Origin of the sequence: Leptospira harrisiae (genome assembly GCF_002811945.1) — a bacterium.
Lineage (GTDB): Bacteria > Spirochaetota > Leptospiria > Leptospirales > Leptospiraceae > Leptospira_A > Leptospira_A harrisiae.
Genome location: NZ_NPDX01000001.1, coordinates 438,229 through 464,239, shown reverse-complemented (window position 1 = coordinate 464,239; position 26,011 = coordinate 438,229). Strand labels below are relative to the sequence as shown.

The window sequence follows — 26,011 nt, the reverse complement described above, 5'->3', positions numbered from 1 at the left end:
TGCGAAATCATCCAGGAAGTGATTGTCAAAAACATGAAAAAGTATTTCCGTCACCTAACGAATCCTCATCCACGTGAAATTTTGAGCCTCCATACGATTCGAGGGATTGGGATAATTTTAGTGCTATTGGTTCACTTTACCCATACAGTAGCGAAAGACGCTATTATCGTTAACCCGCATCTCTTCCTTTTCTTCTCGAATTTTTCCTCTGCTTTGGATGCCTTTTTTGTATTAAGCGGCTTCTTAATTTCTGAACAACTTTTCAGGGCACATAAAAATGGAAAAGACATGAGTTTTAAGAGGTTTTTCAGAAACCGCGTTCTCAGAATATTTCCAGGTTATTATTTCTTTATTACTACGATTGCGCTTTTAACTTTTTTGCAAATCCTGCTAATCGAAAATGCTATTGAGAAAAAAGGAATTACTGACTTAAGTATTTTAAGTGCGTATATTGACCTGAAGTCAATGTTTCGTGCCTCATGGGCAGACTTTGTATTTGTAGGGAATTATATTAAAAATCTTCATGTCCATACTTGGTCATTGTCTGTCGAAGAACAGTTCTACTTTTGTATCCCATTTTTTATGACATTTGTCTTGTTTAAGTATCCGAAACATACGATGACATTTCTGGGATCACTTTATTTTATTGCCCTTTTGTTTCGACTTTTCTATTTTTATTCCGATGACGTAACGAATAAATTTGAAAAAATGTATTACTCAACTGAAACTCGTTACGATGCATTCATTGTTGGGATCATAATCGCATATTGGAGTCAATATAAACCAGAAATTCTAAAATCGAAATTTCTCAAAAGTTCGATCACTTTGCCAATATTCCTTCTGCTTATTGTCTTGAGTCATTTGATTCGTAAGGATGACTCTTTTATGGCAGTCACCTTTAAAAATAATTTGATAAATCTAGGTTTCGGATCTCTTGTAATCGCTTGTTTAAACCTAAAAGATTTTTCGTATAATACAGTAATTGGTGCGCTATACAAAAGTTCCATGACCTTATTAGCGAGAATTAGTTTTACTATCTACCTTTGGCATATGACAGTCTTATCGATCCTCGGAAATTTAAAACTAACAAAACCAGATTACCTCGAAAATTCAGTGTTCTATATAATTTACTTTATCGGGTATATGTTACTTAGTATTTCAGTAGGTGTTATATTATACCGAGTGATTGAATATCCATTTATCATGATAAAGGATAAACACAAAGCATTGTAATCAAAATGTAACTTCTCTCCTCGGAAACAAAATCCGATTTTTACCTTATTGTCACATGATCGTAACTGATTCATTTTAACGTGTCAGTAGATAAACAAGAGGATAAAATCCGATGAAACCAAATACAATCAACAAAACAGAACGAATCCTAGAAGTTCGGTTGGCAGAAAACCAACTAGAAATTGAAAGAGCACTTGCACTACGATACGAAGTTTTCAACTTAGAAATGGGAGAAGGTCTGCCACAATCTTCTGCAACGAGAAAGGATCGTGACGAGTACGATTTGTACTGCCACCACCTAATCGTAATCGATAAATCTACTGATGATAAAAAAATTGTTGGAACCTACCGAATTTTAACACGTCAAAATGCAAAAAACGGAATTGGTTTTTACAGTGAAAATGAATTTGATATTACTTCTATTTACAATCTCCCAGATGAGATTGCCGAAGTAGGACGTTCTTGTGTTCACCCTGACTACCGTGATGGTTCAGTGATCTCTTTACTCTGGCAAGGTCTTGCTGAGTTCATGAATAAACATAATGTTCGCTACTTGATGGGTTGTGGATCCATCCACTCCACTGATGCTGGAGTTGCTTCCCAATCATACGGATTTTTAAAAGCAAAAGATGCCATTGCACCAGAAGAATTTCGTGTGTATCCAAACCCAGACTTTGTTCTCCCTGGGTTTGATGCTAATTTCCATGTTGAAGATCCAAAATCGATCTCCAAAAATATCCCTCCACTTTTGAAAGGATACCTCCGAGTGGGTGCTAAAATCTGTGGAATTCCTGCACTGGATTCTGTTTTTGGTACTACAGATGTGTTTATTCTTTTCGACCGCAAGGAAATTACGGAGAGATATGCGAAACACTATATGAATGCATGAGTCTTAACCAGGAAATAGATTACCAGCACCCAACAAAAAAGGATCAAATTCGATTTTTCGTTTTTACCCTTTTTTTAGTTCTTACGATCTGTGCCGGTTATTTCCTGGGGTTTCCTCGGTATTATCTAGGATGGTTTTCCTTTGCGATTGCATCGTTTTCTGTGGCCGGAAACGATGCAGTCCAAACCATCGGAACATTTATCGAGAGTAAAAAATCAGTTCATTGGCTACAAAAGATTCTCGTTTTCGGTGGTCTTTTATTTTTCGTTCATTTGGTAGCTTGGTTTTTACATGGTGGTGAAATTCATTTCCACAGGTTAGATTCCATTCCCGAAACCAAAGAATTCAACCTACTCCAACTTCTAGCACCTGTTTTACTCGTTGTCATTACAAGACTCAGGGCTCCTGTTTCTACAACATTTCTCGTATTAGGTTTGTTTGGTGGCAAAAGCATCGATCAAATGTTAACTAAATCTTTTTTTGGTTATGGACTCGCCTTCCTTGTGGCCATTGTCGTTTGGGCCATCCTAGTGAAAGTAGACCCTCACGAATACCATGAAGTCCATACCCCTGATCCTGTATCTGAACGCAGGTGGTCTAGGTTACAATGGCTTTCGACAATGTATCTTTGGGTGGCTTGGTTATTACAAGACACAGCAAACATTGCCGTCTTTTTGCCTCGTCAATTGGGTATCATCGAATTTTTTACGGCCGTCTTCATCCTGATCGTTGCCTTACTCATCATCATTCGCACCAATGGAGGCACCATCCAAAGAGTGGTTTCTGAAAAATCAGACATCCAATGGGCCAAAGCTGCCACCATAGTCGATTTAGTGTATGGAAGTTTGTTATTCTTTTTCCAATACATCAGTAATGTTCCCATGTCCACCACCTGGGCTTTCCTCGGACTCCTCGCAGGTCGGGAAATCATCCTGAACGTCATCACTTACAAAGACCTACCTTATCTAGACACGTTTCGCAAAGTGGGAAAGGATGTGGTTCTCGCCACTATTGGTATCCTTGTTTCCATTTTGGTATTTTTTCTTTCCTACTTTCTTTACCCAGAACAAAGGGCCCATACTCCCTTGGAATTTTGGAAAACCCCTACCCAGGAAGATTCTCTATAATTTTCTTTGACACCAACGGCAATTGTCAGGGTAGTGTCATATATGAGATTGATTCTCATATATGAAGAGGAGCCATTATGTCTATAGCAATGATGTTACGAGAAGGAACTGCCGACAAACACCAGGAAACTGAAAAGGTTCCTTATATTCGTGCGATTTTTAGAGGTGGCCTTGATGCCCAAACTTACACCTACCAATTGGAAAGCCTTCACTCCGTTTATGCAGTGATGGAAGAACTCTACCGCCAAAATAAAGAAAACCCTATCCTTTCTAAACTTTACTTTCCAGCTCTCTTTCGTGAAAATTCTTTGAAAGAAGACATCGCTAGTTTTCAAAAAAAATTCGGAACTAAACTTCGTGGTTCTATTTCCAAAGCCACACAAAACTATATTGATCATATCAAAAATACTGCAAAAACAAAACCGGAACTACTCGTAGCACAGGCTTACGTCCGTTATCTGGGGGACCTTTCTGGTGGCCAATCCATCAAAAAAGTAGTAGCAAAAACTTTTGAATTAGAAGGAAATGAAGGAACTGCTTTTTATGAATTTCCTGAAATCGAAGACCTTATGGCTTTCAAAGGAATTTATCGTCAAAACTTGGACACTCTCCCTTTGAACGAAGCACAAAAAGCAGAACTATTGGCAGAAGCAAATGCCACTTTTGATTTAAATAAGTTTTTGTTTATAGAGCTCGATTCCGATCTAAAAGAAAATATCGGAATGGATCGTTACCAAACTCTTTTACCAGCAGGTTAATTTTTGGGATTCCCGTATACTTTAGTCACTTTAGTTTTTTTATCTATGTTACCGGTTACAATGATTGTGCCGGTAGTAAAGGATGTTGTAAAGGATCGGTTGCTCGGTTCCAATTGGGAAGTTGCGTATTTTACAAGTATTCCCATGCTTGGTTCCTTTCTTTTTGCACCGGTTGCGGGAATCATTTCTGATCGTTTTAAAAACAGAAAGTACTTCATAAGTTTTTTCTGTTTTTTGGACGCTGGACTTTTTTATTTACTCACCATTGTCACCGATATGGGACTTTTTCTATTTTTAAGATTCCTAGAAGGTGCCGCTCATATCTTTATCATTGGGCTTTTACTTAGTTCCGCAGCGGATCGCGAAAATGATCCGGAGAACAAACGTTACTATGGCAAAGGAATCCTTATGGGGATCACGGGGATGTTTTTATCCCTGGGTGGAGCTTTTGGAATGCCACTGGGAATTCTAGGAAGAAAGAATCCTCTTTTGCCATTTTATGTAGGTTCGGGAATCCTCATCTTTGTTGGATTAATGAGTTTACTCATGTTAAAAGACAAAGGAATCCATAAATCAAAAGATTTTAAGCTGAGTGACTTAAAAGTTGCCATTTTCGAAAACCCATTTTTGTTTGTTCCGTTTTTATTTAACTTTATCGACCGTTTTACTGTTGGTTTTATTATTTCTTCCTTTAATATACACTTACGAGAAACACTCGCCTTCCACCCTGGAATGCTCGGAGTTTTCTTAGGACTTGTACTTTTTCCTATGAGTTTACTCTCCTATCCATCAGCTCTACTTTCTCGCAAAACAGGCGTTTTACCACTTGTACTTGTTGGGTCCACCATTTATGGAATTTTTCTCGGGTTATCGGGAACCACCAATGAATATTGGTACCTATTTACATTTTTACTCATCTGTGGAATTGGTGCTGGTGTGATGTTTGTTCCTTCCATGATGCTTGCGAGTAAAATGTCTAAACCAGGACTAACTGCTACCACGATGTCCGCTTTTACGGGAGTGGGTTCTCTTGGTTTTATGCTTGGGCCCGTGGTGTCTGTACAAATGCAATTGGTCTTTGAATCAATTTTGCCACCTGCTTATAGTTTTTCTGCACTTTCTTTTTTCTTTGGTTTTTTGGAGATAGGACTCGTTTTTTTAACCATTCCATTTTTCAAAAAGATTTTGGGAAAAATGAACCGAATCGATGAAGAAAGAGAAAAGATATCACTTGCCAACCCTGATCCCATCCTGTAGAATCTTTCCTTAGTCCATCTAAGGTAAGGGTTTATGATCAAAAAACTTTTGATTCTCAGCACACTCGCTTCCGTTTTGTTTTTAGTTTCCTGTACATCAGGAAACAAAGTACAAGCTGGAAGCACTAAAGTTCATCCACACACGGCACTTCGCAAATTAGAAATCGATATGATTAAAGTGGGGGATGGTTTGGTAAAAACAGAAGCTGTTCTTGGCAAATCGACAGAAAAATCATCTGATCCAAGTGGAACTGTGATGGTATGGTATTTTGCTGAAGACCGTGATGTTCCAGAACAGTATTACACTTTAAAAGAAAAACCAGATACAGTAGAAAAGTTTTTGAAGCTCACATTTGATCCCAAAAACAAAATTACTGCAAAAGATTTTAAACTATAAAATCATTCATCTGATGTAGAATCTGTTTCCGCATCGGTAGGAGCGGGAAAAGGAAAACCAGGGAAACTTGGTTTGACTTTTCCTTCCACATCATCATCTAACAAATCAACGGTGGTAAATCCTAATAAAAAATCAAAAGCTTCCGCAACATTAAATCCAAGTCTAGCCCCACCATAAACACCAGCTGTCACTTCTACATTCCAAGAATATCCAGGTGGATATCCAAAAGGTTTTAAATCTTCCTCAGGTAAGTAGACTAAAAATTCTTTTTGGCCAGTAGAGGCAACAATGTCTTTTGTTAACTCACGACGAAAATGTTCCTTTTTTCTTCTCTTTCGATCTTTGACCGGATCATAAATATAAGAGTAATAACGCATCTTATAACTTTTTACATTGGCACGTTCGTCGCTAGTAAGAGGGATTCCTTTTTTATCAACAAGCCAATTCCCTTTAGCGTCCAAAAGTGGCAATCCGGAATGAAAGCTTTCACCACCTAATATACCAAAGACGAGTTGTTGGGAATGGTATGTGCCAAATTGCCCTCCCCGAAGGCCCACTCCACGACCCAAATCTTTTTTACCCATCTCAGATTCTCCACCTTGGAAAACAAAACCGATAGGCAATGGCCCTACTTTAAGGGCAGCTCCATACATCGGTGTTTCCGCGCCAACAGTGACTATGTCTTGGAAATCGTTTTTACGATTTTTCCAATAAGTGGCACATTGCAGAAAAAAAGGAAGGATAAGAAGGAGTCCAATGGTTCGCATTCTTTTCCAGTTTTTTTCATTTTCTACTTTTCGGAATCAAAAAAACAAACAATTTGGGAAGATATGACTTCTTTTGAAGACTTTCCAATGATCGAAGTGAAAAAAATGAATGAGACGGAAGTTCGTCTCTTCGCTTTGCTCTTCAATCTACTCCGTGAACCCAAAGGAATTAGTTTCCAAAAATTTCGTAATATCATGCCTCGGTTCTATAAAAACGAGGATATCGAATCAGATCGTAAAAAACTTTATAGAGATCTAAACCAATTAAAGAGCCTTGGATTTAATATCAAAGTGGCTCAGTTTGGTTACCAATCAGAAGACTATTTTCCTTATTATTTAGAAAAAGAATCCATCGATCGCACACTAAAGTTCACCAAAGAAGAGTTAGAATATCTTTCACAGGTTTTGTTTGCTACCGAACCTAGCACCGAAGGGATAAGCCTTTCACAAAAGTTATTTTCCCATCATTTGGATCTCATTCCCAAATTTGCAAAACAACCAAAAGTAAATTCAGAAACAGAAGAAACTTTCGATTCTTCTCATACCGAAAAAATCCTTCAGGCTATCAAAGACAAACGAGCGCTCACTATCCAATACGGTTTTGAAGAAAAAGAAAGGACCATAGAACCCTACAGACTCGTTCGAAAGAATACTACAGACTTCTATTTACTGGCGTATGACCGAGGTAAAAAGTCATTACGAAGATTCATCCTCCCTAAAATTACAGTCAAAAAAGAATCCAAAGAAGAATTCCAATCCAATCTTAAAATTACAAAAGAAGATTTAAATTTTCATCCTTTGTTACTCTCCAAACATCCAGAATCAGAAATTACAATTCAAATCCATCCCGAATATGAGGATCGTTGGAAATTGTTTTTAGAAGGGTCAAATTTCGAAAAAGTAAATAACGAATACCGAGTCAGGACCACAAACCAAAATGCCCTATTTCAATTTTTTGTCCTTTCCCCGGAAGCTCTTGTCGCTACCTCGGAAGTTTGGAAAGAAACATTCCAATCCTATACAAACCAATGGGAAAAATTGTATCAGTTTGTTTGATCAAAAGCTGACCCCAATCACCAAATCTCAGTATTTACAATACTTAAGATGTAACAATGCGTTCCATTTAATAAAAGATGGAATCGTTCAAAAACCATCTACTACATCTTACGGTGGTTATCTGGAATGGACTGACTTTCTGCAACTTTGTAGAAACCAGTTTCAAAACTCGGCAATTATCGATAAAACACTCGAAAAAGAAGAAAGTTTCAAAAAAACAGAACATTTAATTTTAGAAAAAAAATCAATTTTCCATGCCCACCTTCGTTTTGGGAAATTTGTGTCCACCGTTGAATACTTAGAATACGACAACGAACGTGCAGGTTGGATTCTATGGGATTTCCGACCCATTGGTTCCATCAAACAAGACATTATGCGTTCTATGTTTTTCCACAAACAAGTGGCGGAAGGAATGTCTCTAAACATTCTAGGATACAAACTCATTCGTATCCAAACCAAATATCTTTATCCTGGTGGTCCAATCCAACCGGAAGACTACCTACTCATTGAAGACATAACTCCAAGAATGGATTCAGAACTCGGAACTAGAGAAGAAGAATGGAGACAGTTTCAAGAAGAATTAGATAGAACAAACGAACAAACTGTACTGTATTCTTTTTTGGAATCCAAACCCGGTTGCCGGTCACTCAAAACCTGCTTGTCTCCAAGTCATTGTGCAAAAGGAAAAGAAAATGCCAAAGAAATCTTTGATTTCCGAGACAGCTCCGAATTAGCCAAACAATGGTTTGCCTTGGGTTACAATTCGTACGAAACAGTTCCTGATTCAGAACTTTCGCCCATCCAAAAGATACAAAAACAAGCTCATATTACTGGAAATATTTACTTTGATCGAAAAGCCTTCGAATCTTACTTTTCTAATGTGACAAAATCTGTTGCTTTTTTAGATTTTGAATCAATCAATCCCTATATCCCATTGTATCCCCAAACAAAGCCCTTCCAACACATTCCTTACTTGTATTCCTTACACATTTGGGATCCAGAATCAGACACACTAACACATAAAACCTATCTACACGAAGATCTGGGAACAGATCCTCGTTTTCCAGTGATGACTCAGTTACAAAAAGACTTACCAGAAGGGATCACCATCTTCTCCTTCAATGATTTCTTTGAAAAACTCATCATCCAAGAGACAGCAACTGCCTTCCCTGAGTTTTTAGAGTTCTGGGAAAGAGTCAAATCGATGTTTATCGACCTTGCAATGCCCTTTAAAAAACTTTGGATCTACCATCCCGGCCAAAATGGTAAAGCATCATTGAAGGAAATACTGCCTTGTTTTAGTACAGAAAGTCACGGAGGCCTTTCCATTCGAGAGGGGCAAGATGCAAATTACCAATATTTAAGATTGATAAAAAAGCAGGTGACAGCCGAAGAAAAAAAACGTGTTCTGGAGGATTTGATAGCTTATTGCAAACTTGATAGTTATGGTTTGTTTTTAATCTATAGAATGTTACAAGAAAGATTATCGGTTATTTAATGTTAGGTATCAAAAAATCAGTCGCACAGCTTGTCTTTTCGTTACCGGAACATTGGATTTCCACTTTGGTTCGAAAGAACAACCAACCGGAAACCAACCAATTGGATCCACGTTGTGCTTTAGCATGTAACATTGCGAAGTTCCTACCAAAAATGGAACAAATGAGTCCAGAAAAGGCACGTAGGCATTACCGCGATCAAATGCGGATCTTCGATGAGCCAGAATTTCCGATTGCTCATATCGAAGACAAACTCATTCCCACTCCTAGTGCCTCTTTCATTCCCATCCGAGTCTACAACGCAAACCCACAAAAAAGAAATCTTCCCACGATACTTTTTTTCCATGGCGGAGGACTCACCATTGGTAATTTAGAAACACATGATAACTTTTGCCGTAAAATGTCTCATTACACAAAAAGTATCGTCGTTGCAGTGGATTACCGTTTGGCACCGGAACACCCATACCCTGCAGCTCACGACGATGTTTGGCTTGCTTATCAATATGTTCGCAATACTGCCTATCTTTTTGGAGGATCTCCAAATGCGATCGCCGTCTGCGGAGATAGTGCGGGGGCATTACTTGCCACCTCACTTTGCCTCCGAGCCAAAAAAGACAAAGTCCCAGTTCCAGTTTTCCAGGCACTATTGTACCCAATGCTTGATACAGCGAAAGAATCTGAAACGTATGAACTCTTCGGAGAAGGGTATGTCCTGACAAGATCACTGATGAGATGGTTCATCCAGAACTACCTTCCCAATCCCAAAGATCGACTTTTACACAATAATTCCCCAGTTTTGGCGGATCCAAAAGAGCTGAAAGGCCTCCCACCTACCTACATTGGAGTTGCGGGTTACGACCCTCTCCGTGAAGAAGGGGAAACCTATGCCAAACACTTGCAATCCGCTGGGGTAAAGGTAGAAGAAAGGCTTTTCCCATCCCTTGTCCACGGTTACATCCAATTGACCGGTCTCATTCCCAAAGCCAAAGAAGCGGAGCAGGACCTCTTTCAGTCCTTATTACGTTTTTTTTCTGCAAGAAAAATCTGAGTCAGTCCATTCAAGAATCGACAAGGAAGGATTCGATACTATAAAAGACAGAATTCCCTGAGGTACGTCATGATTCTACGATTCTCCATCGCTCTCGCTTTCCTACTTGGAATTTCAGCTCTTTCTGCTGAGAAACCGGCTTCTGCTACCTTGAAGGAACGTGAGACCCAAAAACAAATCGATCTACAAAGAAAAAACGGGTTTGGTGATAACGAAATCGACACCCTTCACTCAGATATCATTGGAAATCTGAAAAAAATAAAAAAGCTCCAAGAGTTAGGCGTAGATAAAACAGCAGCCCAATACTTGGCGCATACACCTGAAGAACACAAAGAACTTTATAAAAAAGACAAAGATGGAAAACCATATTTGGAAATCAAACTTCCGCAAGGGCAGTCTTACATTGATTATCCGACAGTTTTTTTATACGATGGAATTGCTTACATTTATCCCAAAGAGGATTTTAGCGACTTAGATAAAATCATTTTAACCTTTCGTCGGGTGAACGCGGATGGAACCATCCATGTAAAAGAAATGAGACGTTTAGTAAATCCTACGCCAAGATCGGAAAGTACAGAAAAAGATGAAAAGGGAGAAGCAAAGTTAGATACAAACTCTGATATTCGATTGGAATACTACAGATCCCTAACTTCCGATACCATTTGGCCAAATGATCCTGTGCAACCAGCGGAACCAGATATTGCTATGGTTCTCAATGACGAAAAAGATCCACTACCTTATGACAAACAAAAACATATCATGAGATCTTACAAAAAGATGTTACGTAAAATCTCCAAACAAACAGCATTCAAACTACGTAACATTGAGTTAGACCAAAAACAAATGATTACAAAAATTTTGGATTACAACACAAACTAGTTCTGCTGCTTTTCTCTTCGACTGATGAGGAGTTGCGAAATCGTTTGCTCCTCAGTCACATACTTCCTCTTTAAATAAGATAGGGCGTTGTTAATAAAACGAGGTACCTTTTTTTCTGCATCCAAAAGATCCATCTTTGTTAACATAAGTTCGTCGATAGTTGCCAAAGCCAAATTTCTTTGGCTCTGGTGTAATTCGAAATCGTCCTCGTCTTCAACAATCATGTTTTTTCTTGGAAGCGATTTGCAGCTTCCACTCCCCTTTCTTCATTCACAAAAAGGTTAATGATTAGCGAGAGAAAATAAAAGAAAGCCACAACGAGGAAAGCATTACGAAGGGTTACGAGTGTTTGGATGTATCCAAATAGAAATAATCCTGCCGCTGCAGCAATTTTTCCAGAAAGTCCCCACATTCCAAAAAATTCACCTGATTTGGATTCGGGACTAAAGATACCAACAAGAGCTCTTGATGCTGATTGGGTAGAACCAAGTCCCATCCCTGCAAGAGAAGAGATAAAAACAAATACCCATTGCACTGTCCAATTTTTTCCAAATGTTGCATTTGCAAAATTTGTAAGATCATGCACAAAATAAATTAAAGCACAAGTCACGAGCCAAAGAACGAGGGTTAGGTTGAAAGTTTTTTTGGCACCAATACTGTCTTGGATGACGCCAAAAGCAAGGGCTCCAATCGCAGCAAAAATTTGGATAAAAATAAACATAGTTTGTTTGTGTTCTGCTTCGATATGAATTTCTTGCGATCCATAAATAAAGGCAAAAGAAATGACTATGGCAAGAGCGGCCATCGTAAAAAACAAAGAAACCAAATACACCATTAAATCTTTGAATTTACTTGCATCTTTTAGAGTTTGGACTACCCTATCCTTTCCAATTTTGAAGTAATTGACATTGTGCGAAACACCAAGTGGTAAGTGAGGTTCTTTTAAGAAAAGAAAGGTAGGAATTGCCGCAATCAAAAAGAAAATTGCAGTGTAAGGACCAACTAACTTTAAGTTTTCGAAATTTTCAAAACTGTAATCGCCAAGAGTGGTCGCAAGAGCCACAGATCCAATGCCACCGAAGTATCCAATCCCCCAAGCATAACCTGAAATTTTACCTAAGTCCTCTTTGGAGCCAAGGAAGGGTAAAAAACTTGAGGCAAAGTTTTCGCCAGAGGCAAAGAAAAAGTTTGAAAAGGCAACAAGCACCATTCCTAACCAAACCATTCCCGGTTCCACGTAATAGAGTAAAAAAGTGGCTACAACACAACCAACGTAACTGAGGAATAAAAACAGTTTTTTCTTAGAACTATAGTCAGTGATAGCCCCAAAAATGGGTCCTGTGGCTACCACAAATAAATAAGACGCAGCAAGTGCCCAGGCCCAAAGGGAATTCCCCATTCGGTACGGATTGTCCGATCCAATTTCAGCTGGAACGACGAGTCTTGTGAAAATTTCACAATAAACAACGCTAATAATGACTGTGGTGTAGGAGGAGTTCGCAAAATCGAACATACACCATCCAAAAATTTCGCGGTTTTTTTTCTTTTTTGCTTCCGGGTTTTTGTCTTGGGACATAGAGGGTGTTAGAATTTTCCTTGGTTGAAAGTAATTAAAGAGTTTCCCTCCCTTTCCTAAATCTGTCAAATGAATAGTTCAGGTATGGATCCTTTCGATTTAAATTCCCTCATGAGACCCAAACGGGTTTGTTTATGTCGAATGGTGACAGAAGATGAATTAGTCCGTGCCATCCATGCGGGTGCCGTGACCATGGAACAAATCAGAGAAACAACAAGGGCCTCTACCGGCTGCGGAACCTGCTCCATGCAGGTTTACCACATCCTCCAGCGCGAATTGCAGAATCTCTCCCGGAGGAAAATTTCATGAAACTCTCGATTAATATGGCCATGACCTTGGACGGAAAGGTCGTTCGACCGGATGGTCGTTGGTATGGTCTCACATCCAGTGAGGACAAAACCCAGATGGATGTCTACCGTTCACAATCAGATGCGATCCTTGTAGGTAAAAACTCTATATTAAACGACAACCCTATTGTCAAAATTCGTGCCGTTCCCAATGCTTTAAATCCAAGACCAGTTATTTTGGTCCGCAAAGGAACTCTTCCTCCTGACAAACATGTCTTTGAAGAATCTGACCATATTCCTTTAATTATTTGTACCAAATCCAACTTGAAAGAAATCAAAACAAGCCTGGAGAACAAAGCCGAAATCTTTGCTTTGGATTCCGATGACATTGATCCTAAAAAAGTAACGGGGATTCTAAAACGCAAAGGATACAAAAACGTCATTTTGGAAGGTGGCCCCAAACTCAATTTTTCCTTTTTGGAAGCAGACCTTGTGGACCGAATTTATTTGACCATTGTACCCTTCGTGATCGGTAAAACTGGCCTCCCGGGGATCGCTGACCGCAATTCCGAACTTCCAGGATTTGACCAGAACCGTTGGACACTCAAAGACCATTTTGCCAAGGGAAACGAAATCTTCCTCGTTTATGAAAAACCTTAAAATTTTTTAAAATTTGGATTGACGGGTTTGGTCATCATCAAATAGTTCGATATTAAACTATTTAGCAATAAGAGGTTATATGTTTTATAAACTACTCGCAACAAACAAAGACATCACACTCACGATTCTTCGTGTCGTACTTGGTATCGCCATTTTCCCACACGGAGCTCAAAAAGTTTTAGGTGCATTCGGTGGATACGGATTCGAAGGAACGATGGGATTTTTCTCAAGTTTAGGGATCCCTTACTTCTTTGGTCTTCTCGCTATCATTGCAGAATTTTTTGGAGCGATTGGTCTTATCCTTGGACTCTTCACTCGCGTTGCAGCGTTTGGAATTGCTGTAACTATGGTTGTGGCAGCAGTGCTCGTTCACTTGCCAAATGGTTTCTTTGTAAACAATAACGGTTATGGTTACGAATACCACATTCTTGCTGTAGGCATTGCTCTTCCATTAATCATCAAAGGCGCTGGTTCGTTCTCTTTAGATGATATCTTTGCTCATAAAATCGAAGGATAATAGAAAAATCGTGACTAAGACTATCTAATAGTGTTAGCCAAACTTTGACCTCTCTGATTCCTTGTCTTAAACCAACGATAAGGAATCGGAGATGAACCAACTCAATCTATCTACTCTCCAGTCATTACTCCCAGAAGCAAAGTTTCAAAATACAGATAAGATTCTTTCTGTTTCTTTTACTGGACTCAGTTCTCTTTCTTTAGCTACTACAAACGATATTTCTTTTGTAGCTTCCAAAACATTTGTCAATGATGCCAAAACCTCCAAAGCTCTCGTACTCATTGTATCTTCTGATATTGTTGATTCGTTAACAGAAAAAGCTTTAATCATTGTTCCTAAAGTGGAACTAGCGACTGCAAAAATCATTCGCCACTTTTTTCCGGAAAAACAACCCACAGGAAAACATAGTGCGCAAGTTGCCATCGATCCTACTGCAAAAATAGGAACAAATACCGATATCGGACATTTTGTAACCATAGGAAAAAACTCAATCATAGGAAATGACTGCATCATCGAAGATGGAGTCAAAATTGGAGACAATGTTCATATTGGAGATGGTGCAAGGATTGGAAAAAACTGTGTCTTCTTTGATGATACCATTGTAGGAAAACGATTCATTGTATTTGGAAATTCTAGTTTTGGTGGAGATGGATTTGGATTTGTTTTTGCTGATGGCAAACACAACAAAATCCCACAAGTAGGTCGGGTTGTGATTGGTGACGATGTAGAAGTTGGAAGTAACTGTACCATCGACCGTGGCGCTTTAACAGACACAACGATTGGAAACGGATGTAAATTTGATAATATGGTTCACATTGCTCACAACTGTAAAGTAGGAGATCATGTGATTATCGCTGGTCAATCCGGTCTTGCAGGCAGTGTGACACTCGGAAATCATGTAATCATCGGTGGTGCGTGTGCGATCAGTGACCACTTAACGCTTGTAGATGGAACCATCATTGCTGGTGGATCAAGCCTTCGTACATCCCCAAAAACGAAAGATGTTTATGTGGGTTGGGACTTGGGTCTTACCTTCCCTGAATTTCAAAAGTATCGAGTAAACATCAAAAACATTGTGAACCTAAACAAATGGCTCAAACGAATTGAAAACATTGAAAAGAAAGTAGGAATCGAAGCTAAGGAATCTTAATTAAATTCCCTAAAGAAAGATTTTCGAAATACATACTTTCATCAATCTTTTGGCCTTTCATTCTTCCATTTAAGAAACCGAATCAATATACAAATGAACTCGGTTTTGGATTTCCACAAGAATGGATGAATCTGGGAAAGGAACTGGATTTCCTTCTGGATCTGTCCAATGGAACTTTCCCTCTTTTGATTTTCTGAGACTTAAATAAAAAATGGGAGCCGGATTCCTTCGGTTCCCTTCCAATCCACCTAACCTAAGTGTTACGGATCCCATATCCGAAACCACCCATTCAAATCTTTGACCAAATTGTTCTATAGTCCAACGAATTGGGAACTCAATGGGTTCATTGGATTGGTTGTCCTTTTCATTTAAAGTTGGACTATTCGGAATTTCGATTTTTGGGAATTCATTTAGTAACCAATGAAACACACGAAGGGATTCTTCTTTTAAAAATGGCAAATCGTTAAAGTCGAGAGAGTTCATAGTTAGTTTTTTATATTTCCGATCTAGTTTTATTCTAAAAGATGATTTGTTAAACCATCAGTTGGATTCTTTTTTGTTTGTTTCTTCTTTTAATCTTAACTTCGCTTTGTCCCAAAACTGGTCCAATTCCTCTAGAGAATAATCTTTTAAAGTTTTCCCAGTTTCTTCTATGAAACCCTCCACGACACGAAACCGAGTTTCAAATTTTTCGTTCGCTCGACGAAGGCAGGTTTCAGGATCAATAGAGAGTTTACGAGATAAATTGACGAGTAAAAAGAAAAGATCACCTAACTCATCTTCGATGCGTTCGTCATAAGGTAATTTTTTTAAATTTAGGGAACCTTTGGTTCTTAGTTCTGTAGCTAGTTCCCCTATTTCTTCTTGGAATTTCTCAAATACTCCAGAGACTGTTGGCCAATCAAATCCTTGTTTCGTAACCTTACTCTGGATTTTTTCGGAACGTTGGATGGCCGGAAGAGCTTTTGGAATCCCTGCAAGAATACTTTTGTCTGAATCGGTTTTCCCTTTCGATTCCTTTTGTTTTAGTTTTAACTGATCCCACTGCGTAAGAACCTGCTCACCCGAATGGATTCCTGCGGTATCTCCGTAAACATGCGGGTGGCGAAAAACCAATTTTTGAAATACATCGTTGGCAACGTCCTGAAATCCGAAGGCTCCCCTTTCTTTTGCCATTTGGCTATGAAAGGTAATCTGAAACAGTAAGTCACCTAATTCTTCTTTTAGGTGGTTGTCGTCTCCCCTTTCAATCGTATCAACGACTTCGTAGGTTTCTTCGAGCAAGTGCGGAATGACGGAAAGGTGGGTCTGTTCTTTATCCCAAGGACAGCCATCAGGGCTGCGTAGATCCGCTGTCAGAGCCAGTAAGTTTTCCAAGGGTGAATCAAAATTAGGAGGGTTCACTGATTGTATTTTTCCCGAACCTTGCGGGAAGCAAACGGAAATTTTATCTTGCGAAAGCCCCCCCCCTTTACGAGTCTATCCCTATGTTCCAATCTCGTGTCTCCGTTGCCATCCTTATGGTGATCGCTACTGTCATCAGCCGTATCCTACCTCACCCACCGAATTTTACGCCCATTTTGGCCGTTTCTTTGTTTTCGGGTGCTTATTTGGCAGACAGACGAATTGCTCTTTTAGTTCCTATTTTGGCAATGTTTGTTTCTGATTATTTCATCGGGTTTCATGACCTAATGCCAGTGGTATATGGATTTATGATTCTCGCAGTACTCTTTGGAAAACAAATCGGAAGTTCGCTTACAAAATCCTTTGGGTTTACTGTGGTTGGATCGATTGTTTTCTTTGTGCTCACTAACCTTGCGGTTTGGGCAACAAGTGGGATGTATACTTTAGATGTTTCTGGTCTTGTGACTTGTTTTACACTCGCCATTCCTTTTTTCCAAAACTCTATTGTTGGTGATTTAGTTTATTCAGGAATCCTATTTGGATCGATGGCCTTTCTCAATCGCACTGTATTTGTTACGACAAAACAAAACGCTTAAAGTTTAAGCCTCTATTTACAACTCTTGAAACATTCGGTGGACTCTTGTCTTAGGACCATCCGCCGAATTCTTGATTCTCTCCACTAGCTGCAAACGATCTCGTAATCCCATCCGATTCGCAATTTGGATTCCAAGTCCTGGCCTTGCATTCATTTCCAAAAGCAATGGCCCTCTTAATTCATCCAGGACAATATCCACACCCAAATATCCAAGTCCGGACATATCGTAACACCGAGATGCCATTTCCAAAATAGTTTCCCAATGAGGAATCTTCCTTCCGCTTAACTCTTGTTTTGTGTCTGGATGAAGATGGATTATTTTGTCATTACAAACTGAATGGGTAAGGATTCCTGTTTGTAAATCTACTCCCACACCAAGTGCGCCCTGATGGAGATTTGCCCTTCCACCCGATTCCTTAGTGGGCAAACGTAACATAGCCATTACAGGATAACCCAAAAATACAATCACACGAATGTCAGGAATCCCACGAAAGGAAATCTCACGAAAGAAGGAATGGCATTCCAACCTCTCTTGTAAAATACAAGAATCGGAGTTTCCATCTAAAGAATACAATCCCGATAAAATTCCTGAGATATGATGTTGTAATTCTTTTTCTGTAATTTTTTTTCCATCTACTTTGTGATAAAGCGTAGGTCCATTAGGAGACTCCGAATCACCAGTAATTACAAGGATTCCATTCCCCATACCGCCGTTCGCTGGTTTCACCACAAATCCTGGTTGATTCTGGATAAGTTCGCGAGTGTCGCGAATTCCACCAAATGCATCGACAACTCCATAATGGTGAGGCATAGGAACATGAAACTGCCTAGCTAGTTCAGCCGTTTTCCATTTATCATCCACTAAGGGATAATATTCTCTTGGATTGAAAGGTAAAATGTATTCGCCAATCCTTCGATTGATTCCGAGAATTCCCTCTTCATCAAATTTTTTGAAAAGAGAAATCATGGTTTAAAAATTTCCTTAAACCGAAAGAGCTCTGAAACTCGATACCCTTTGTATTGCCCAAGAAGAATTTGGATGGCAATGACTATAAACAATAATTCGGGATGAGTAAAAAAGAGAATTTGTAAGGAACCAAAAAAGAAAATCATATAACTGATGAGTGCAATGAGTAGAGTTCCAGCTAAAGTCACAAAAGTGTTCAAAATTCCTTCTTCAATGATCATTATCGAGAATCGTTCGACAAAAATTGTTGTGATGACAATTGGAAATAATGTCACACTCATTTGATTAAAAAACGAAATCTCCTCATTAAGTACCGAAAACAATATTAAAGTAATTACGGTAATTGTGAGTAAAATCGAAAGTCTTGGTACAGCTAATAAATAGTATTTATCCAAAGCATACCTTTCGAAAAAACCAAGCCCAATCATCAAAAGAAAAAAACATATTCCAAACAGGAGATTTGTTTCATAAAAAAACATTGCGAGAAGTATTGGTGTAAAAATTCCAAAAGTAGGAATCCCAATCATATTCCTAGCTACAGATAAGACTAAAGCACCAATGGGAATCAATATCACCAAACGAAACAAATTCTGTAACGGTGTTGGCAAACTATACAAAGAATAATATCGTAAAAACCGATTACTTGATGCAACTTCCTCACTATATTCTTTAAAGTTATATCGATTTACATTTGATTTCGTAATATAGGCAGTATAACGAAATGTAGCTGGCTCCTCTCCAAGTGATCTTTTCTCTTCTACAGATTTCCAAAGTGGAAGGTATCCATTCACATTTCCTGCGAATATGTTTTTATATGTTGATACAAAATACCATTTTCCATGAATTCGAATTTCATTCCAAAAACTAAGTTTGGTTTTATTGTCCTTTGTGTTTTGTTTGGACAAATCAAAACCGGCAACTGTTCTAGCCTGGATTCCTTTCATACGACAAAGTAAGGAAAATAAAATAGCCTGCGTATAGGCATTTCCATTATTCAACCGGATCGTATCTGCAAGCGTAATTTCTTTTGTGGTATTGATAACTTCTTCTGAAATAAAATAATAAATTTGTTTGGCTGCCGCAACATTGTCCTTGTCATAAGGATGGATTTGTTCAAATAATTTTTTTGCTAAACGAATTTCTTCAGGCGAAAAGTTTTTTAAAGAAAGGTAATATGGCTCTTTGGTTGGTTGTTTTTTATTTTCAGAAATAATTTCTGGTTCTGGATGAGAATGTGCGTATGGTAAAATTTTTATCTTTGCATAATAACCAATCGATGAATTCCAATCTTCTCCTTCCCAAATTCCCAAATGTCCATATTGTCTTTTTTGCATCCGAAAATCTAAATCCTCTACTTTCGTATTAGATTTTAAAACTCTTGCTTGGATGAATTGTTTGGGGACAGGAAAAGTTACTTCTGATACGGCAACATTTTCTTTCGGAAGAATCACAACTTGCAAATTGACAGTGTCATCAACTTCCACAGGCAAAAGGGAAAGGTCTGCAACATTCAATTTATAAAGAATCGAAATGATTGGTAAAATAATCAAAATCGATACAGTTATAAAAGTTTTACGATCCAAACTAATCCCCTAACGCGTGTGACAAGGATACATCAACAAGGAATTTTCCCATAAGAAAATTTCGCCCAATCAGAATAGGGTAATTCAGATTGGTTCTATCATTTAAATTGATGATGACATCTTCTTTAATTTTACCCATCTTCATAACTTCACGAATCATAATTCGTTTTTCAGAAATCCCAGAAGTGCTAGAAACTTTTGCTTCTTTTACAAATCGACTTTTCAGTTTTACTGGTTTTTCATCCACAAAGGTTTCAAAGACTACAAATTCTTCCCCATTTTCAGTGATCTTTTCTATATTAACCGCATGGATCGAACAGGATTTTGCACCCGTGTCAATTCTTGCCCTCAGTTTGAGTTTCCAATTGGGAAATTCTACCCATTCCACTCGGCCTACAATTGGTTTTAAATATTGTGGTGGAATGACTATTGGTTTGATATGGGAATCCGGTTTTTTTTCAATGATTTGTTTGGATCCAAAACAATTGGCAACAAACGTCATTGATCCAAACAATAGGATCAATAAAAAACGACTAACAATTTGACAAATGAATAAGGATTGAACTTTCATAAAATGACTTGAAAAACTCATACTGACTTACGCTGCTTATTTTTCACTTCATTTTGATAAGCATTGAATAAATCAATGTAACGCAAATAACCCAAACATTTACCATCTTCAACAATCGCAAGTTTGTCGACATCATATTCTAAGAGAATACGTAGAGCTTTTCCTAAAGTATCATTTGTGCAAACAGATGGAACATCTTGCACAATTTCTCCGCAAGTAATCAAGTTTTTTAAATCAGCTTCAAATTCTGGAAGGATTCTATTTTTTCGGAGTGAGACAATTCCTCTGTATTCTTCTCCCGCTCCGATAAGAATAAAATCACTGGCTTGGATACCTGGTGCATTGGATTGTAATTCTGTCAAAGAAAGATTTTCGGAAACCATTGCATACTTTCTAAATTCAGAAAAATGATCCGTAATTCGAATCCGATCCATAATATCCTGATTCATATCCCAATGATGAGATGGAGACAAAAATCTGTTTTTAATTTGATTTCGATAAATAGAAAATTTATGTGATAAAACCACCGCGATCACTGATACAATCATCAGGGGTGGTAAAAGTTCATAACTTCCAATCATATCACAAACCATTATCATTCCCGCAATGGGAGCCCTTGCCACACCAGCAAAAAAAGATCCCATACCCACCAAAAGAAAAGGAAAAATGACAATACCTAATTCTGGAAATACAACTTGAGCCATCGATCCAACAAATGCACCTAACATACCACCTATGGCGAAAGAAGGACCAAGCAATCCTCCTGAACTGCCGGAACCAACAGTGAGTGATGTAGAAAAAACTTTAAACAAAGCTACAGCCAAAAGAAAAAATGGTCCAGAAAAAGCAAAACTCGTAGACTCTAATACTTCACCATTGATCATCCTTTGGATGAGTCCAAACCCAGAACCCAATACTTCTGGAAATAACAATGCAATACATCCCACAATCAATCCGCCAAACGCTGGTTTTAAGAAGTTTGGCAATGGGAGTTTTGAAAAGATATCTTGTACAAAATGATATACTTTTACAAAAAAATAACCAACAGCATAACAAAGAAGCCCAAGTAAAATATATAAAGGAATGTGTCTGTAATCGTTAAGGCTATACTCTTGTACAGAAAATATTGAACCACTCCCTGCAATGCTTGTATAAGTCAAATAAGCGGTAACGGAAGATAAAATACATGGAACAAGAGAATCACTTTCGATATCTTCTTGGTAAACCATCTCAACTGCAGTAATGGCTCCACCGAGAGGTGCACGAAAAATGGCACCAAGTCCACCAGCAGTTCCGGCCAACATCAAAGTCCTTCGCGCTCTGGCACCGGCGCCTAAAAATCCAGCCAAACTAGAACCAAACCCTGCTCCAATTTGTGCAGTTGGTCCTTCTTTTCCTCCAGACCCACCAGAACCTAACGTAAGTATGGTGGCTACTGCTTTATAAAATGGAACCTTGGTTTGGATTTTTCCTTCATTGAAATGGAATGCATAGATTAGGGAATCAGTTCCACCACCTTGGGCTTCAGGACAGAAAAAACTTGTGATGATTCCAACAAGAAGACCACCGATGGCAGGTAAAAAAACAACCCAAAGAGGAGAAATTGGGCCCACAGCTCCAATGGAATGGAAATGCAAATCACCAGCTGGAATCCCTGGATCGTAACCCATCAAACTTCCAAAGGTAAACGATTCCGTCCAAGTTAAGACCCAGTTGAATCCATAAGCACCAAAACCAGAAAGCAGACCGATGAGCAGCGAATAGACATAAATCGATCGCGGTCCCTGGATGGAAAACACGTCTTTTAGACCGAAATTTGACCCCATAGGGCAAGATTGTATTTTCGCCTAAATTTCCCAAGGAAATTCTGAATCCTCTTGACCAGGGAATGAATTCCTGTGACGATTGGATGGTATGTTTCGATCGATTGTTATCCTTTTGGTATTTTCCTCCGTTTTTGCCGCATGCGGTCTAAAAAACGAAAACAAAGCAGAATTGTCGATGCTTGCCGATGGAGAGCCTGGCCTCTACTTTTTAGGGGAAGTGGATAGCGATATCACGACTAGTTGCGGACAAGCCACTCCAGCAACATCCACTACTACTACAGGAACCACTACCGGAACCACAGGATCAACCTCTACTACGAACAACACACGTTTTACCGTTATTTCTCAGCTCGTCTTCAAAACAAAGGAAACACTAAACCTTCGTTTTACTTATGACAGCACACAAATCCAAGGAAAAATTGATCCACAACAAGGCTTTGTTCTTGCTGGTGGTGCTTTCGGCAAAACTGTCCAAGGGACACAAGGTACTGTTGAATGGTTTAACCAAGGGATCAATATTGACACTGCACTCCAAAGTGCCCAACAGATTTCTTTCTTTAACTTAGAAATCACACTAAATGGAACGTACAGCTCCACTGCGGCTTCCACTTCCATACTAAACTCTTGTAATACATTAGATAGTGTTAATTGTACATCAGGAACATCCACAACGCAATGTTTTACATCGGACAATAAGACTTGTTTGGTGCAAAATACAAGCACAGATGCAAAGGCCGTGATCATTCGCGGAACCATCAAATGTAATGCACCAAACATCGTTCCACAATAAACATAACAAAACAGACTTTAACGATTGTATCGATTTCTTTTTTGCCTTTGTTTCCTTCCTCTCTCGCTTTGGGCGGAAGGGAATCCTGGTCTTTGGCATTTAGGAACAAATCCCCAAACAAAACTTTCCGAACTTTCGCCTAAAGATTACAACCATCACTTTTATTTCGGTTTTACGAAAGACGACCACTATTACCAAATCCAAATCGAAAAAAATACTCCGCAATATTTTCATTTTGAAAATGGAATGATTTCGGAATTGGATGTATGGTTTTTTCAAGAAGGTCGATTGGTTTCAGAATTACAAACCGGTTTGCTACGAAAAAAAAATCCGGATGTATTGTTTACAGGTGGGTTTGTATTACCTGCAAAAGAAAAAGGAACTTACCGATTTAGAATCCATTCTGATGATCCTCACCGAATCAATTTTCAAATTCGTAGCGAAGCAAATTTGTTACAATATACCAAATCCATTTCCTTATGGCAGGGATTTCATTTAGGACTTTGTATTTTAGTATGTCTTTTATCTGCAATGCAGTTTGTCTTGTTAAGAGAAAAAGTATATTTGTTACTTACATTTGCTACTCTTTCGATTCTTTTTACCAATACCTTAAGATCGGGACTACTATATGAATATGGTGCCAGTAACTATGAATGGTTTTATCGATACATTCCAGGTCTCATTTCACTCACTCCATTTGGCCTTGTCATTTTTTTAAGAGAGTTTTTGAAGATAAAAGAAAAATATCCAAATGCAGATAAATATTTTGTATCCTATGCAATTTTTATGTTGGCGTCCATTTTGGTTGTTTTTATAGACTTACAACTCTATTTTCGATTTATATATTCAAATAATTTGATTTTAACATCGCTTACATTTGGTTATGCGATCTATAGCTTAATCAAAAAGAAAGAAAATGCAAATGCGCTGTTTTACGCATTTTTTGTTCGGCAAGTTAGCACAAGCCTTCTTATTTTTACAAATTTGGGTATTTTGCCATCTTATCCTTTTTTAAGTTCTGCTAACGAAATTGGAGCAGCTCTCCAAATGACAATTTTTACAATTGCTATTTCAAAGTTTCAAATCCAAACCCGAATCAAAAAAGAAGAATCAGTCACCAAGGAAAACGCAGAACTTGAATCAATGGTTTTGGAACGCACAAAAGAAATCCAAAAACAAAAAGAAGAACTAGAGAAGGCCTTACTCCAAATCAGTCATACCGAAAGTAAACTTGTGTTTTCAGAAAAAATGTCCGAATTGGGGAAACTTGTCGCAGGGGTTGCACACGAAATCAATAATCCATTAAGTGCAATCAAAGCATCCATCGAAACATTAATAGAATCAAAAAACAATGAAATCAAAAATTTAGGATCAAAAGAAAACATTTATTCATCTCTCACACCGCAAGAAATCAAAACGATGAAACAACTATTAAGTTTTCAATCTGACTTTGGACTTGTTGCAAGTTATACTGAAAGAAAAGATAAAAAAGCAAACCTGAAGCAGATTTTTAAGGAGAATGGATTGGAATTTGAAGATGCCATTCTGGAAAGATTTTTGGATGTAGGGATTACAAAGTTGTATGATGAAGAAATAAATTTACTTAAATTAGGCCAAGACAAACTCTCTCATCTCATCTTAGAAGAAAAAAATTTTAAACTTCACTTATCCATCATTCAAATTGCAGTGGATCGATCTTCCAAAATCATTTTGGCACTTAAAAACTTTTCCCGAGTCACAAAGGTCGAAGAAAGAAGAATTTTTACTCTCCTTGAAAATATAGAAACAGTACTTACCATTTACCAATACAAAATGAGAGGAAAAGTTTCTTTAAAAAAAACATTTTTGACTGATGCCACCATTCTTGGTTGGCCCGAAGATCTCATTCGAGTATGGACTAATTTGATTTTGAATGGATTAGAAGCCATGGACCAAAAAGGAAATCTAATGATTACTACTGAACAAAAAGGAAACAAGGTAGAGATCAAGGTTGTTGACAATGGCCCAGGAGTTCCATTGGAGATTCAAAACAAAATTTTTGATCCATTCTTTACTACCAAAAACCATGGAGAAGGAACTGGGATGGGGCTTGGAATCACAAAGTCTATTATAGAAAAACACAAAGGGAACATTTATATTGAATCCGAACCGGGTAGAACTTGTTTTTCGGTTTTGTTGCCTGTGATCGAATTCATCGATCCGAATGAACCGTTTGTAGAAGAAACTTAAGTCAGGCGATCCAATTGTTCAACAAATAACTGGCGTTCTGCGCTATTTGAAAATTGATTCAAAAAACTGAGAAGGTATTTTTTTTCCGCACTTAACTCTTTGTGAAGCTTTTCAGAAATCTTTTTCGATTCCATGAGTCCAAGAACATAAGTTTCGTCGGCAGTAGTCCTTTCTTCTTTTTTAAAAACAGATTCCAACTTTCTTTTTTCTAAGAGATTCAAACTTTCTCTCAAAACAAGAATCGGATAAGTATAAAGTCCATTTTTAAAATCTTTTAGAAATTCTTTTCCACTCACGTTAGAATCTGTAAAATAATCTAAACAATCATCTTTCTTTTGAAAAAGTTTTCCAAGTCTAACACCAAAATCACGGATAGTTGCCCTTTCTTTTTTTGACTTACCAGCAAGAATGGCTGCGGATTCAGTACAAACTCCAAATAAAGAAGCAGTTTTCCCATAAATAATGGAATCATAAACTTTCAAAGTGATCTTCGGATTTTTTTCCCATTCCATTTGCAAAAGTTCACTCACAGAAAGATCCTTTAACACTTGGGAAAATATTTCCATTAGCTCGGGATTACCAATTGAGTTGAGTCGACTGATTCCACAGGCTAACAAGTAGTCGCCAGCAAGAATGGCAGTTTTGTTTCCAAACAATGTACCAATCGTTGGTTTCCCTCGACGAATGGGCGCATTGTCAACGACGTCATCGTGAAGTAAACTTGCTGCGTGAATGAGCTCAGCTACACTTCCTACATCAAGCCAACTTGTATCTTTTACATTTAAAAACTGACAAAATAGATAATGTGAAAAGGGACGAATCCGTTTTCCACCAGAAGTGATGACATGTTTTTTAATTTTTTTAAGAACGGGAATATCTTCTTTGATGATTCCATCTAAATTTTTATCAAACTTAGCTAATATAGATTGGATACGAAGATTCGATTTCAT

The 26,011-nt window shown here is 38.1% G+C and carries 27 protein-coding genes; 17 read left to right on the top strand and 10 right to left on the bottom strand.

Annotated elements, in window-relative coordinates; genetic code table 11:
• Nucleotides 1–33: 33 nt before the first annotated feature.
• The 6 genes from CH364_RS02225 (at nt 34) to CH364_RS02200 (ending at nt 5,660) form a co-directional block, all read left to right on the top strand.
• Entirely contained in the window at nt 34–1,233 is a 1,200-nt protein-coding gene (locus CH364_RS02225; RefSeq protein ID WP_165782913.1) for an acyltransferase family protein, read from the top strand.
• 112 nt (nt 1,234–1,345) lie between these two features.
• On the top strand, nt 1,346–2,122 hold the full coding sequence (locus CH364_RS02220) for a GNAT family N-acetyltransferase (RefSeq protein ID WP_004786974.1): 777 nt from the start codon (nt 1,346–1,348) through the stop codon (nt 2,120–2,122).
• Complete coding sequence (locus CH364_RS02215) at nt 2,119–3,249, top strand: hypothetical protein (RefSeq protein WP_100741990.1); 1,131 nt, start codon at nt 2,119–2,121, stop codon at nt 3,247–3,249. The genes CH364_RS02220 and CH364_RS02215 overlap by 4 nt, the downstream gene beginning before the upstream one ends.
• A 77-nt stretch (nt 3,250–3,326) precedes the next feature.
• A complete protein-coding gene (locus CH364_RS02210; protein WP_100741989.1) occupies nt 3,327–4,007 on the top strand; it encodes a biliverdin-producing heme oxygenase in 681 nt (226 codons plus the stop codon).
• 3 nt (nt 4,008–4,010) lie between these two features.
• Complete coding sequence (locus tag CH364_RS02205) at nt 4,011–5,264, top strand: MFS transporter (RefSeq protein WP_100741988.1); 1,254 nt, start codon at nt 4,011–4,013, stop codon at nt 5,262–5,264.
• A gap of 33 nt (nt 5,265–5,297) precedes the next feature.
• A complete protein-coding gene (locus tag CH364_RS02200; RefSeq protein ID WP_100741987.1) occupies nt 5,298–5,660 on the top strand; it encodes an LIC13410 family lipoprotein in 363 nt (120 codons plus the stop codon).
• A gap of 2 nt (nt 5,661–5,662) precedes the next feature.
• On the opposite strand, the gene CH364_RS02195 is transcribed toward CH364_RS02200, so the two are convergent.
• Nucleotides 5,663–6,427 carry an LIC13411 family adhesin gene (locus CH364_RS02195; protein WP_100741986.1) on the bottom strand — a complete coding sequence of 255 codons (765 nt, stop codon included), beginning with the start codon at nt 6,425–6,427 and terminating at the stop codon, nt 5,663–5,665.
• 63 nt (nt 6,428–6,490) lie between these two features.
• On the opposite strand from CH364_RS02195, the gene CH364_RS02190 reads away from it, so the two are divergent.
• The 4 genes from CH364_RS02190 to CH364_RS02175 all read left to right on the top strand — a co-directional run bounded on the left by CH364_RS02190 (nt 6,491) and on the right by CH364_RS02175 (nt 10,906).
• A complete protein-coding gene (locus CH364_RS02190; protein WP_100741985.1) occupies nt 6,491–7,483 on the top strand; it encodes a helix-turn-helix transcriptional regulator in 993 nt (330 codons plus the stop codon).
• Entirely contained in the window at nt 7,476–8,981 is a 1,506-nt protein-coding gene (locus tag CH364_RS02185; protein ID WP_100741984.1) for a DUF2779 domain-containing protein, read from the top strand. Before CH364_RS02190 ends, CH364_RS02185 begins: the two co-directional genes overlap by 8 nt.
• Nucleotides 8,981–10,027: an alpha/beta hydrolase gene (locus CH364_RS02180; RefSeq protein WP_100741983.1), complete on the top strand. Its 1,047-nt coding sequence runs from the start codon at nt 8,981–8,983 to the stop codon at nt 10,025–10,027. The genes CH364_RS02185 and CH364_RS02180 overlap by 1 nt, the downstream gene beginning before the upstream one ends.
• A gap of 69 nt (nt 10,028–10,096) precedes the next feature.
• Nucleotides 10,097–10,906 carry an LIC13212 family protein gene (locus CH364_RS02175; RefSeq protein ID WP_100741982.1) on the top strand — a complete coding sequence of 270 codons (810 nt, stop codon included), beginning with the start codon at nt 10,097–10,099 and terminating at the stop codon, nt 10,904–10,906.
• Here CH364_RS02175 and CH364_RS02170 read toward each other — a convergent pair.
• On the bottom strand, nt 10,903–11,130 hold the full coding sequence (locus tag CH364_RS02170; protein WP_002978805.1) for a hypothetical protein: 228 nt from the start codon (nt 11,128–11,130) through the stop codon (nt 10,903–10,905). The genes CH364_RS02175 and CH364_RS02170 overlap by 4 nt on opposite strands.
• Nucleotides 11,127–12,482: an MFS transporter gene (locus CH364_RS02165; RefSeq protein WP_207762201.1), complete on the bottom strand. Its 1,356-nt coding sequence runs from the start codon at nt 12,480–12,482 to the stop codon at nt 11,127–11,129. Before CH364_RS02165 ends, CH364_RS02170 begins: the two co-directional genes overlap by 4 nt.
• A gap of 69 nt (nt 12,483–12,551) precedes the next feature.
• On the opposite strand from CH364_RS02165, the gene CH364_RS02160 reads away from it, so the two are divergent.
• The 4 genes from CH364_RS02160 (at nt 12,552) to lpxD (ending at nt 15,096) form a co-directional block, all read left to right on the top strand.
• Nucleotides 12,552–12,791, top strand: a complete 240-nt coding sequence (locus CH364_RS02160; protein WP_322113120.1) for a (2Fe-2S)-binding protein — start codon at nt 12,552–12,554, stop codon at nt 12,789–12,791.
• On the top strand, nt 12,788–13,429 hold the full coding sequence (locus CH364_RS02155) for a RibD family protein (RefSeq protein ID WP_100741980.1): 642 nt from the start codon (nt 12,788–12,790) through the stop codon (nt 13,427–13,429). Before CH364_RS02160 ends, CH364_RS02155 begins: the two co-directional genes overlap by 4 nt.
• A gap of 79 nt (nt 13,430–13,508) precedes the next feature.
• A complete protein-coding gene (locus CH364_RS02150; RefSeq protein ID WP_100741979.1) occupies nt 13,509–13,946 on the top strand; it encodes a DoxX family protein in 438 nt (145 codons plus the stop codon).
• 91 nt (nt 13,947–14,037) lie between these two features.
• Entirely contained in the window at nt 14,038–15,096 is a 1,059-nt protein-coding gene (lpxD, locus tag CH364_RS02145; protein WP_100741978.1) for a UDP-3-O-(3-hydroxymyristoyl)glucosamine N-acyltransferase, read from the top strand.
• Between the two features lie 69 nt (nt 15,097–15,165).
• Here lpxD and CH364_RS02140 read toward each other — a convergent pair whose 3' ends face one another.
• On the bottom strand, nt 15,166–15,579 hold the full coding sequence (locus CH364_RS02140) for an LIC_13241 domain-containing protein (protein ID WP_100741977.1): 414 nt from the start codon (nt 15,577–15,579) through the stop codon (nt 15,166–15,168).
• A 57-nt stretch (nt 15,580–15,636) separates the two neighbouring features.
• A complete protein-coding gene (gene mazG / locus CH364_RS02135; protein ID WP_100741976.1) occupies nt 15,637–16,500 on the bottom strand; it encodes a nucleoside triphosphate pyrophosphohydrolase in 864 nt (287 codons plus the stop codon).
• A gap of 83 nt (nt 16,501–16,583) precedes the next feature.
• On the opposite strand from mazG, the gene CH364_RS02130 reads away from it, so the two are divergent.
• Complete coding sequence (locus CH364_RS02130) at nt 16,584–17,096, top strand: DUF6580 family putative transport protein (RefSeq protein WP_100741975.1); 513 nt, start codon at nt 16,584–16,586, stop codon at nt 17,094–17,096.
• Nucleotides 17,097–17,111: 15 nt separating this feature from the next.
• On the opposite strand, the gene CH364_RS02125 is transcribed toward CH364_RS02130, so the two are convergent.
• The 4 genes from CH364_RS02125 to CH364_RS02110 are packed head-to-tail and all read right to left on the bottom strand — an operon-like array spanning nt 17,112 to nt 22,042.
• On the bottom strand, nt 17,112–18,062 hold the full coding sequence (locus CH364_RS02125) for an alpha-L-glutamate ligase-like protein (protein WP_100741974.1): 951 nt from the start codon (nt 18,060–18,062) through the stop codon (nt 17,112–17,114).
• Entirely contained in the window at nt 18,059–19,645 is a 1,587-nt protein-coding gene (locus CH364_RS02120) for a 7TM domain-containing protein (protein ID WP_100741973.1), read from the bottom strand. Before CH364_RS02120 ends, CH364_RS02125 begins: the two co-directional genes overlap by 4 nt.
• A 1-nt stretch (nt 19,646) precedes the next feature.
• On the bottom strand, nt 19,647–20,216 hold the full coding sequence (locus CH364_RS02115; RefSeq protein WP_243401203.1) for an ATP-dependent zinc protease family protein: 570 nt from the start codon (nt 20,214–20,216) through the stop codon (nt 19,647–19,649).
• 17 nt (nt 20,217–20,233) lie between these two features.
• Complete coding sequence (locus tag CH364_RS02110) at nt 20,234–22,042, bottom strand: chloride channel protein (protein ID WP_100741971.1); 1,809 nt, start codon at nt 22,040–22,042, stop codon at nt 20,234–20,236.
• An 88-nt stretch (nt 22,043–22,130) separates the two neighbouring features.
• On the opposite strand from CH364_RS02110, the gene CH364_RS02105 reads away from it, so the two are divergent.
• Nucleotides 22,131–22,832, top strand: coding sequence for an LIC10920 family plasminogen-binding lipoprotein (locus CH364_RS02105; RefSeq protein WP_100741970.1), 702 nt, complete (start codon nt 22,131–22,133; stop codon nt 22,830–22,832).
• A 24-nt stretch (nt 22,833–22,856) separates the two neighbouring features.
• Nucleotides 22,857–25,061: an ATP-binding protein gene (locus CH364_RS02100; protein WP_100741969.1), complete on the top strand. Its 2,205-nt coding sequence runs from the start codon at nt 22,857–22,859 to the stop codon at nt 25,059–25,061.
• On the opposite strand, the gene CH364_RS02095 is transcribed toward CH364_RS02100, so the two are convergent.
• Nucleotides 25,058–26,011, bottom strand: coding sequence for a polyprenyl synthetase family protein (locus CH364_RS02095; protein WP_100741968.1), 954 nt, complete (start codon nt 26,009–26,011; stop codon nt 25,058–25,060). The two genes, CH364_RS02100 and CH364_RS02095, sit on opposite strands and share 4 nt — an antisense overlap.

Bases quoted from the DNA above. Each gene is read 5' to 3' on its own strand.
- CH364_RS02225 (WP_165782913.1), top strand. From the start codon at position 34: ATGAAAAAGTATTTCCGTCACCTAACGAATCCTCATCCACGTGAAATT.
- CH364_RS02220 (WP_004786974.1), top strand. From the start codon at position 1,346: ATGAAACCAAATACAATCAACAAAACAGAACGAATCCTAGAAGTTCGG.
- CH364_RS02215 (WP_100741990.1), top strand. From the start codon at position 2,119: ATGAGTCTTAACCAGGAAATAGATTACCAGCACCCAACAAAAAAGGAT.
- CH364_RS02210 (WP_100741989.1), top strand. From the start codon at position 3,327: ATGTCTATAGCAATGATGTTACGAGAAGGAACTGCCGACAAACACCAG.
- CH364_RS02200 (WP_100741987.1), top strand. From the start codon at position 5,298: ATGATCAAAAAACTTTTGATTCTCAGCACACTCGCTTCCGTTTTGTTT.
- CH364_RS02195 (WP_100741986.1), bottom strand. From the start codon at position 6,427: ATGCGAACCATTGGACTCCTTCTTATCCTTCCTTTTTTTCTGCAATGT.
- CH364_RS02190 (WP_100741985.1), top strand. From the start codon at position 6,491: ATGACTTCTTTTGAAGACTTTCCAATGATCGAAGTGAAAAAAATGAAT.
- CH364_RS02180 (WP_100741983.1), top strand. From the start codon at position 8,981: ATGTTAGGTATCAAAAAATCAGTCGCACAGCTTGTCTTTTCGTTACCG.
- CH364_RS02175 (WP_100741982.1), top strand. From the start codon at position 10,097: ATGATTCTACGATTCTCCATCGCTCTCGCTTTCCTACTTGGAATTTCA.
- CH364_RS02170 (WP_002978805.1), bottom strand. From the start codon at position 11,130: ATGATTGTTGAAGACGAGGACGATTTCGAATTACACCAGAGCCAAAGA.
- CH364_RS02165 (WP_207762201.1), bottom strand. From the start codon at position 12,482: ATGTCCCAAGACAAAAACCCGGAAGCAAAAAAGAAAAAAAACCGCGAA.
- CH364_RS02160 (WP_322113120.1), top strand. From the start codon at position 12,552: ATGAATAGTTCAGGTATGGATCCTTTCGATTTAAATTCCCTCATGAGA.
- CH364_RS02155 (WP_100741980.1), top strand. From the start codon at position 12,788: ATGAAACTCTCGATTAATATGGCCATGACCTTGGACGGAAAGGTCGTT.
- CH364_RS02150 (WP_100741979.1), top strand. From the start codon at position 13,509: ATGTTTTATAAACTACTCGCAACAAACAAAGACATCACACTCACGATT.
- lpxD (WP_100741978.1), top strand. From the start codon at position 14,038: ATGAACCAACTCAATCTATCTACTCTCCAGTCATTACTCCCAGAAGCA.
- CH364_RS02140 (WP_100741977.1), bottom strand. From the start codon at position 15,579: ATGAACTCTCTCGACTTTAACGATTTGCCATTTTTAAAAGAAGAATCC.
- CH364_RS02130 (WP_100741975.1), top strand. From the start codon at position 16,584: ATGTTCCAATCTCGTGTCTCCGTTGCCATCCTTATGGTGATCGCTACT.
- CH364_RS02125 (WP_100741974.1), bottom strand. From the start codon at position 18,062: ATGATTTCTCTTTTCAAAAAATTTGATGAAGAGGGAATTCTCGGAATC.
- CH364_RS02115 (WP_243401203.1), bottom strand. From the start codon at position 20,216: ATGAAAGTTCAATCCTTATTCATTTGTCAAATTGTTAGTCGTTTTTTA.
- CH364_RS02110 (WP_100741971.1), bottom strand. From the start codon at position 22,042: ATGGGGTCAAATTTCGGTCTAAAAGACGTGTTTTCCATCCAGGGACCG.
- CH364_RS02105 (WP_100741970.1), top strand. From the start codon at position 22,131: ATGTTTCGATCGATTGTTATCCTTTTGGTATTTTCCTCCGTTTTTGCC.
- CH364_RS02095 (WP_100741968.1), bottom strand. From the start codon at position 26,011: ATGAAATCGAATCTTCGTATCCAATCTATATTAGCTAAGTTTGATAAA.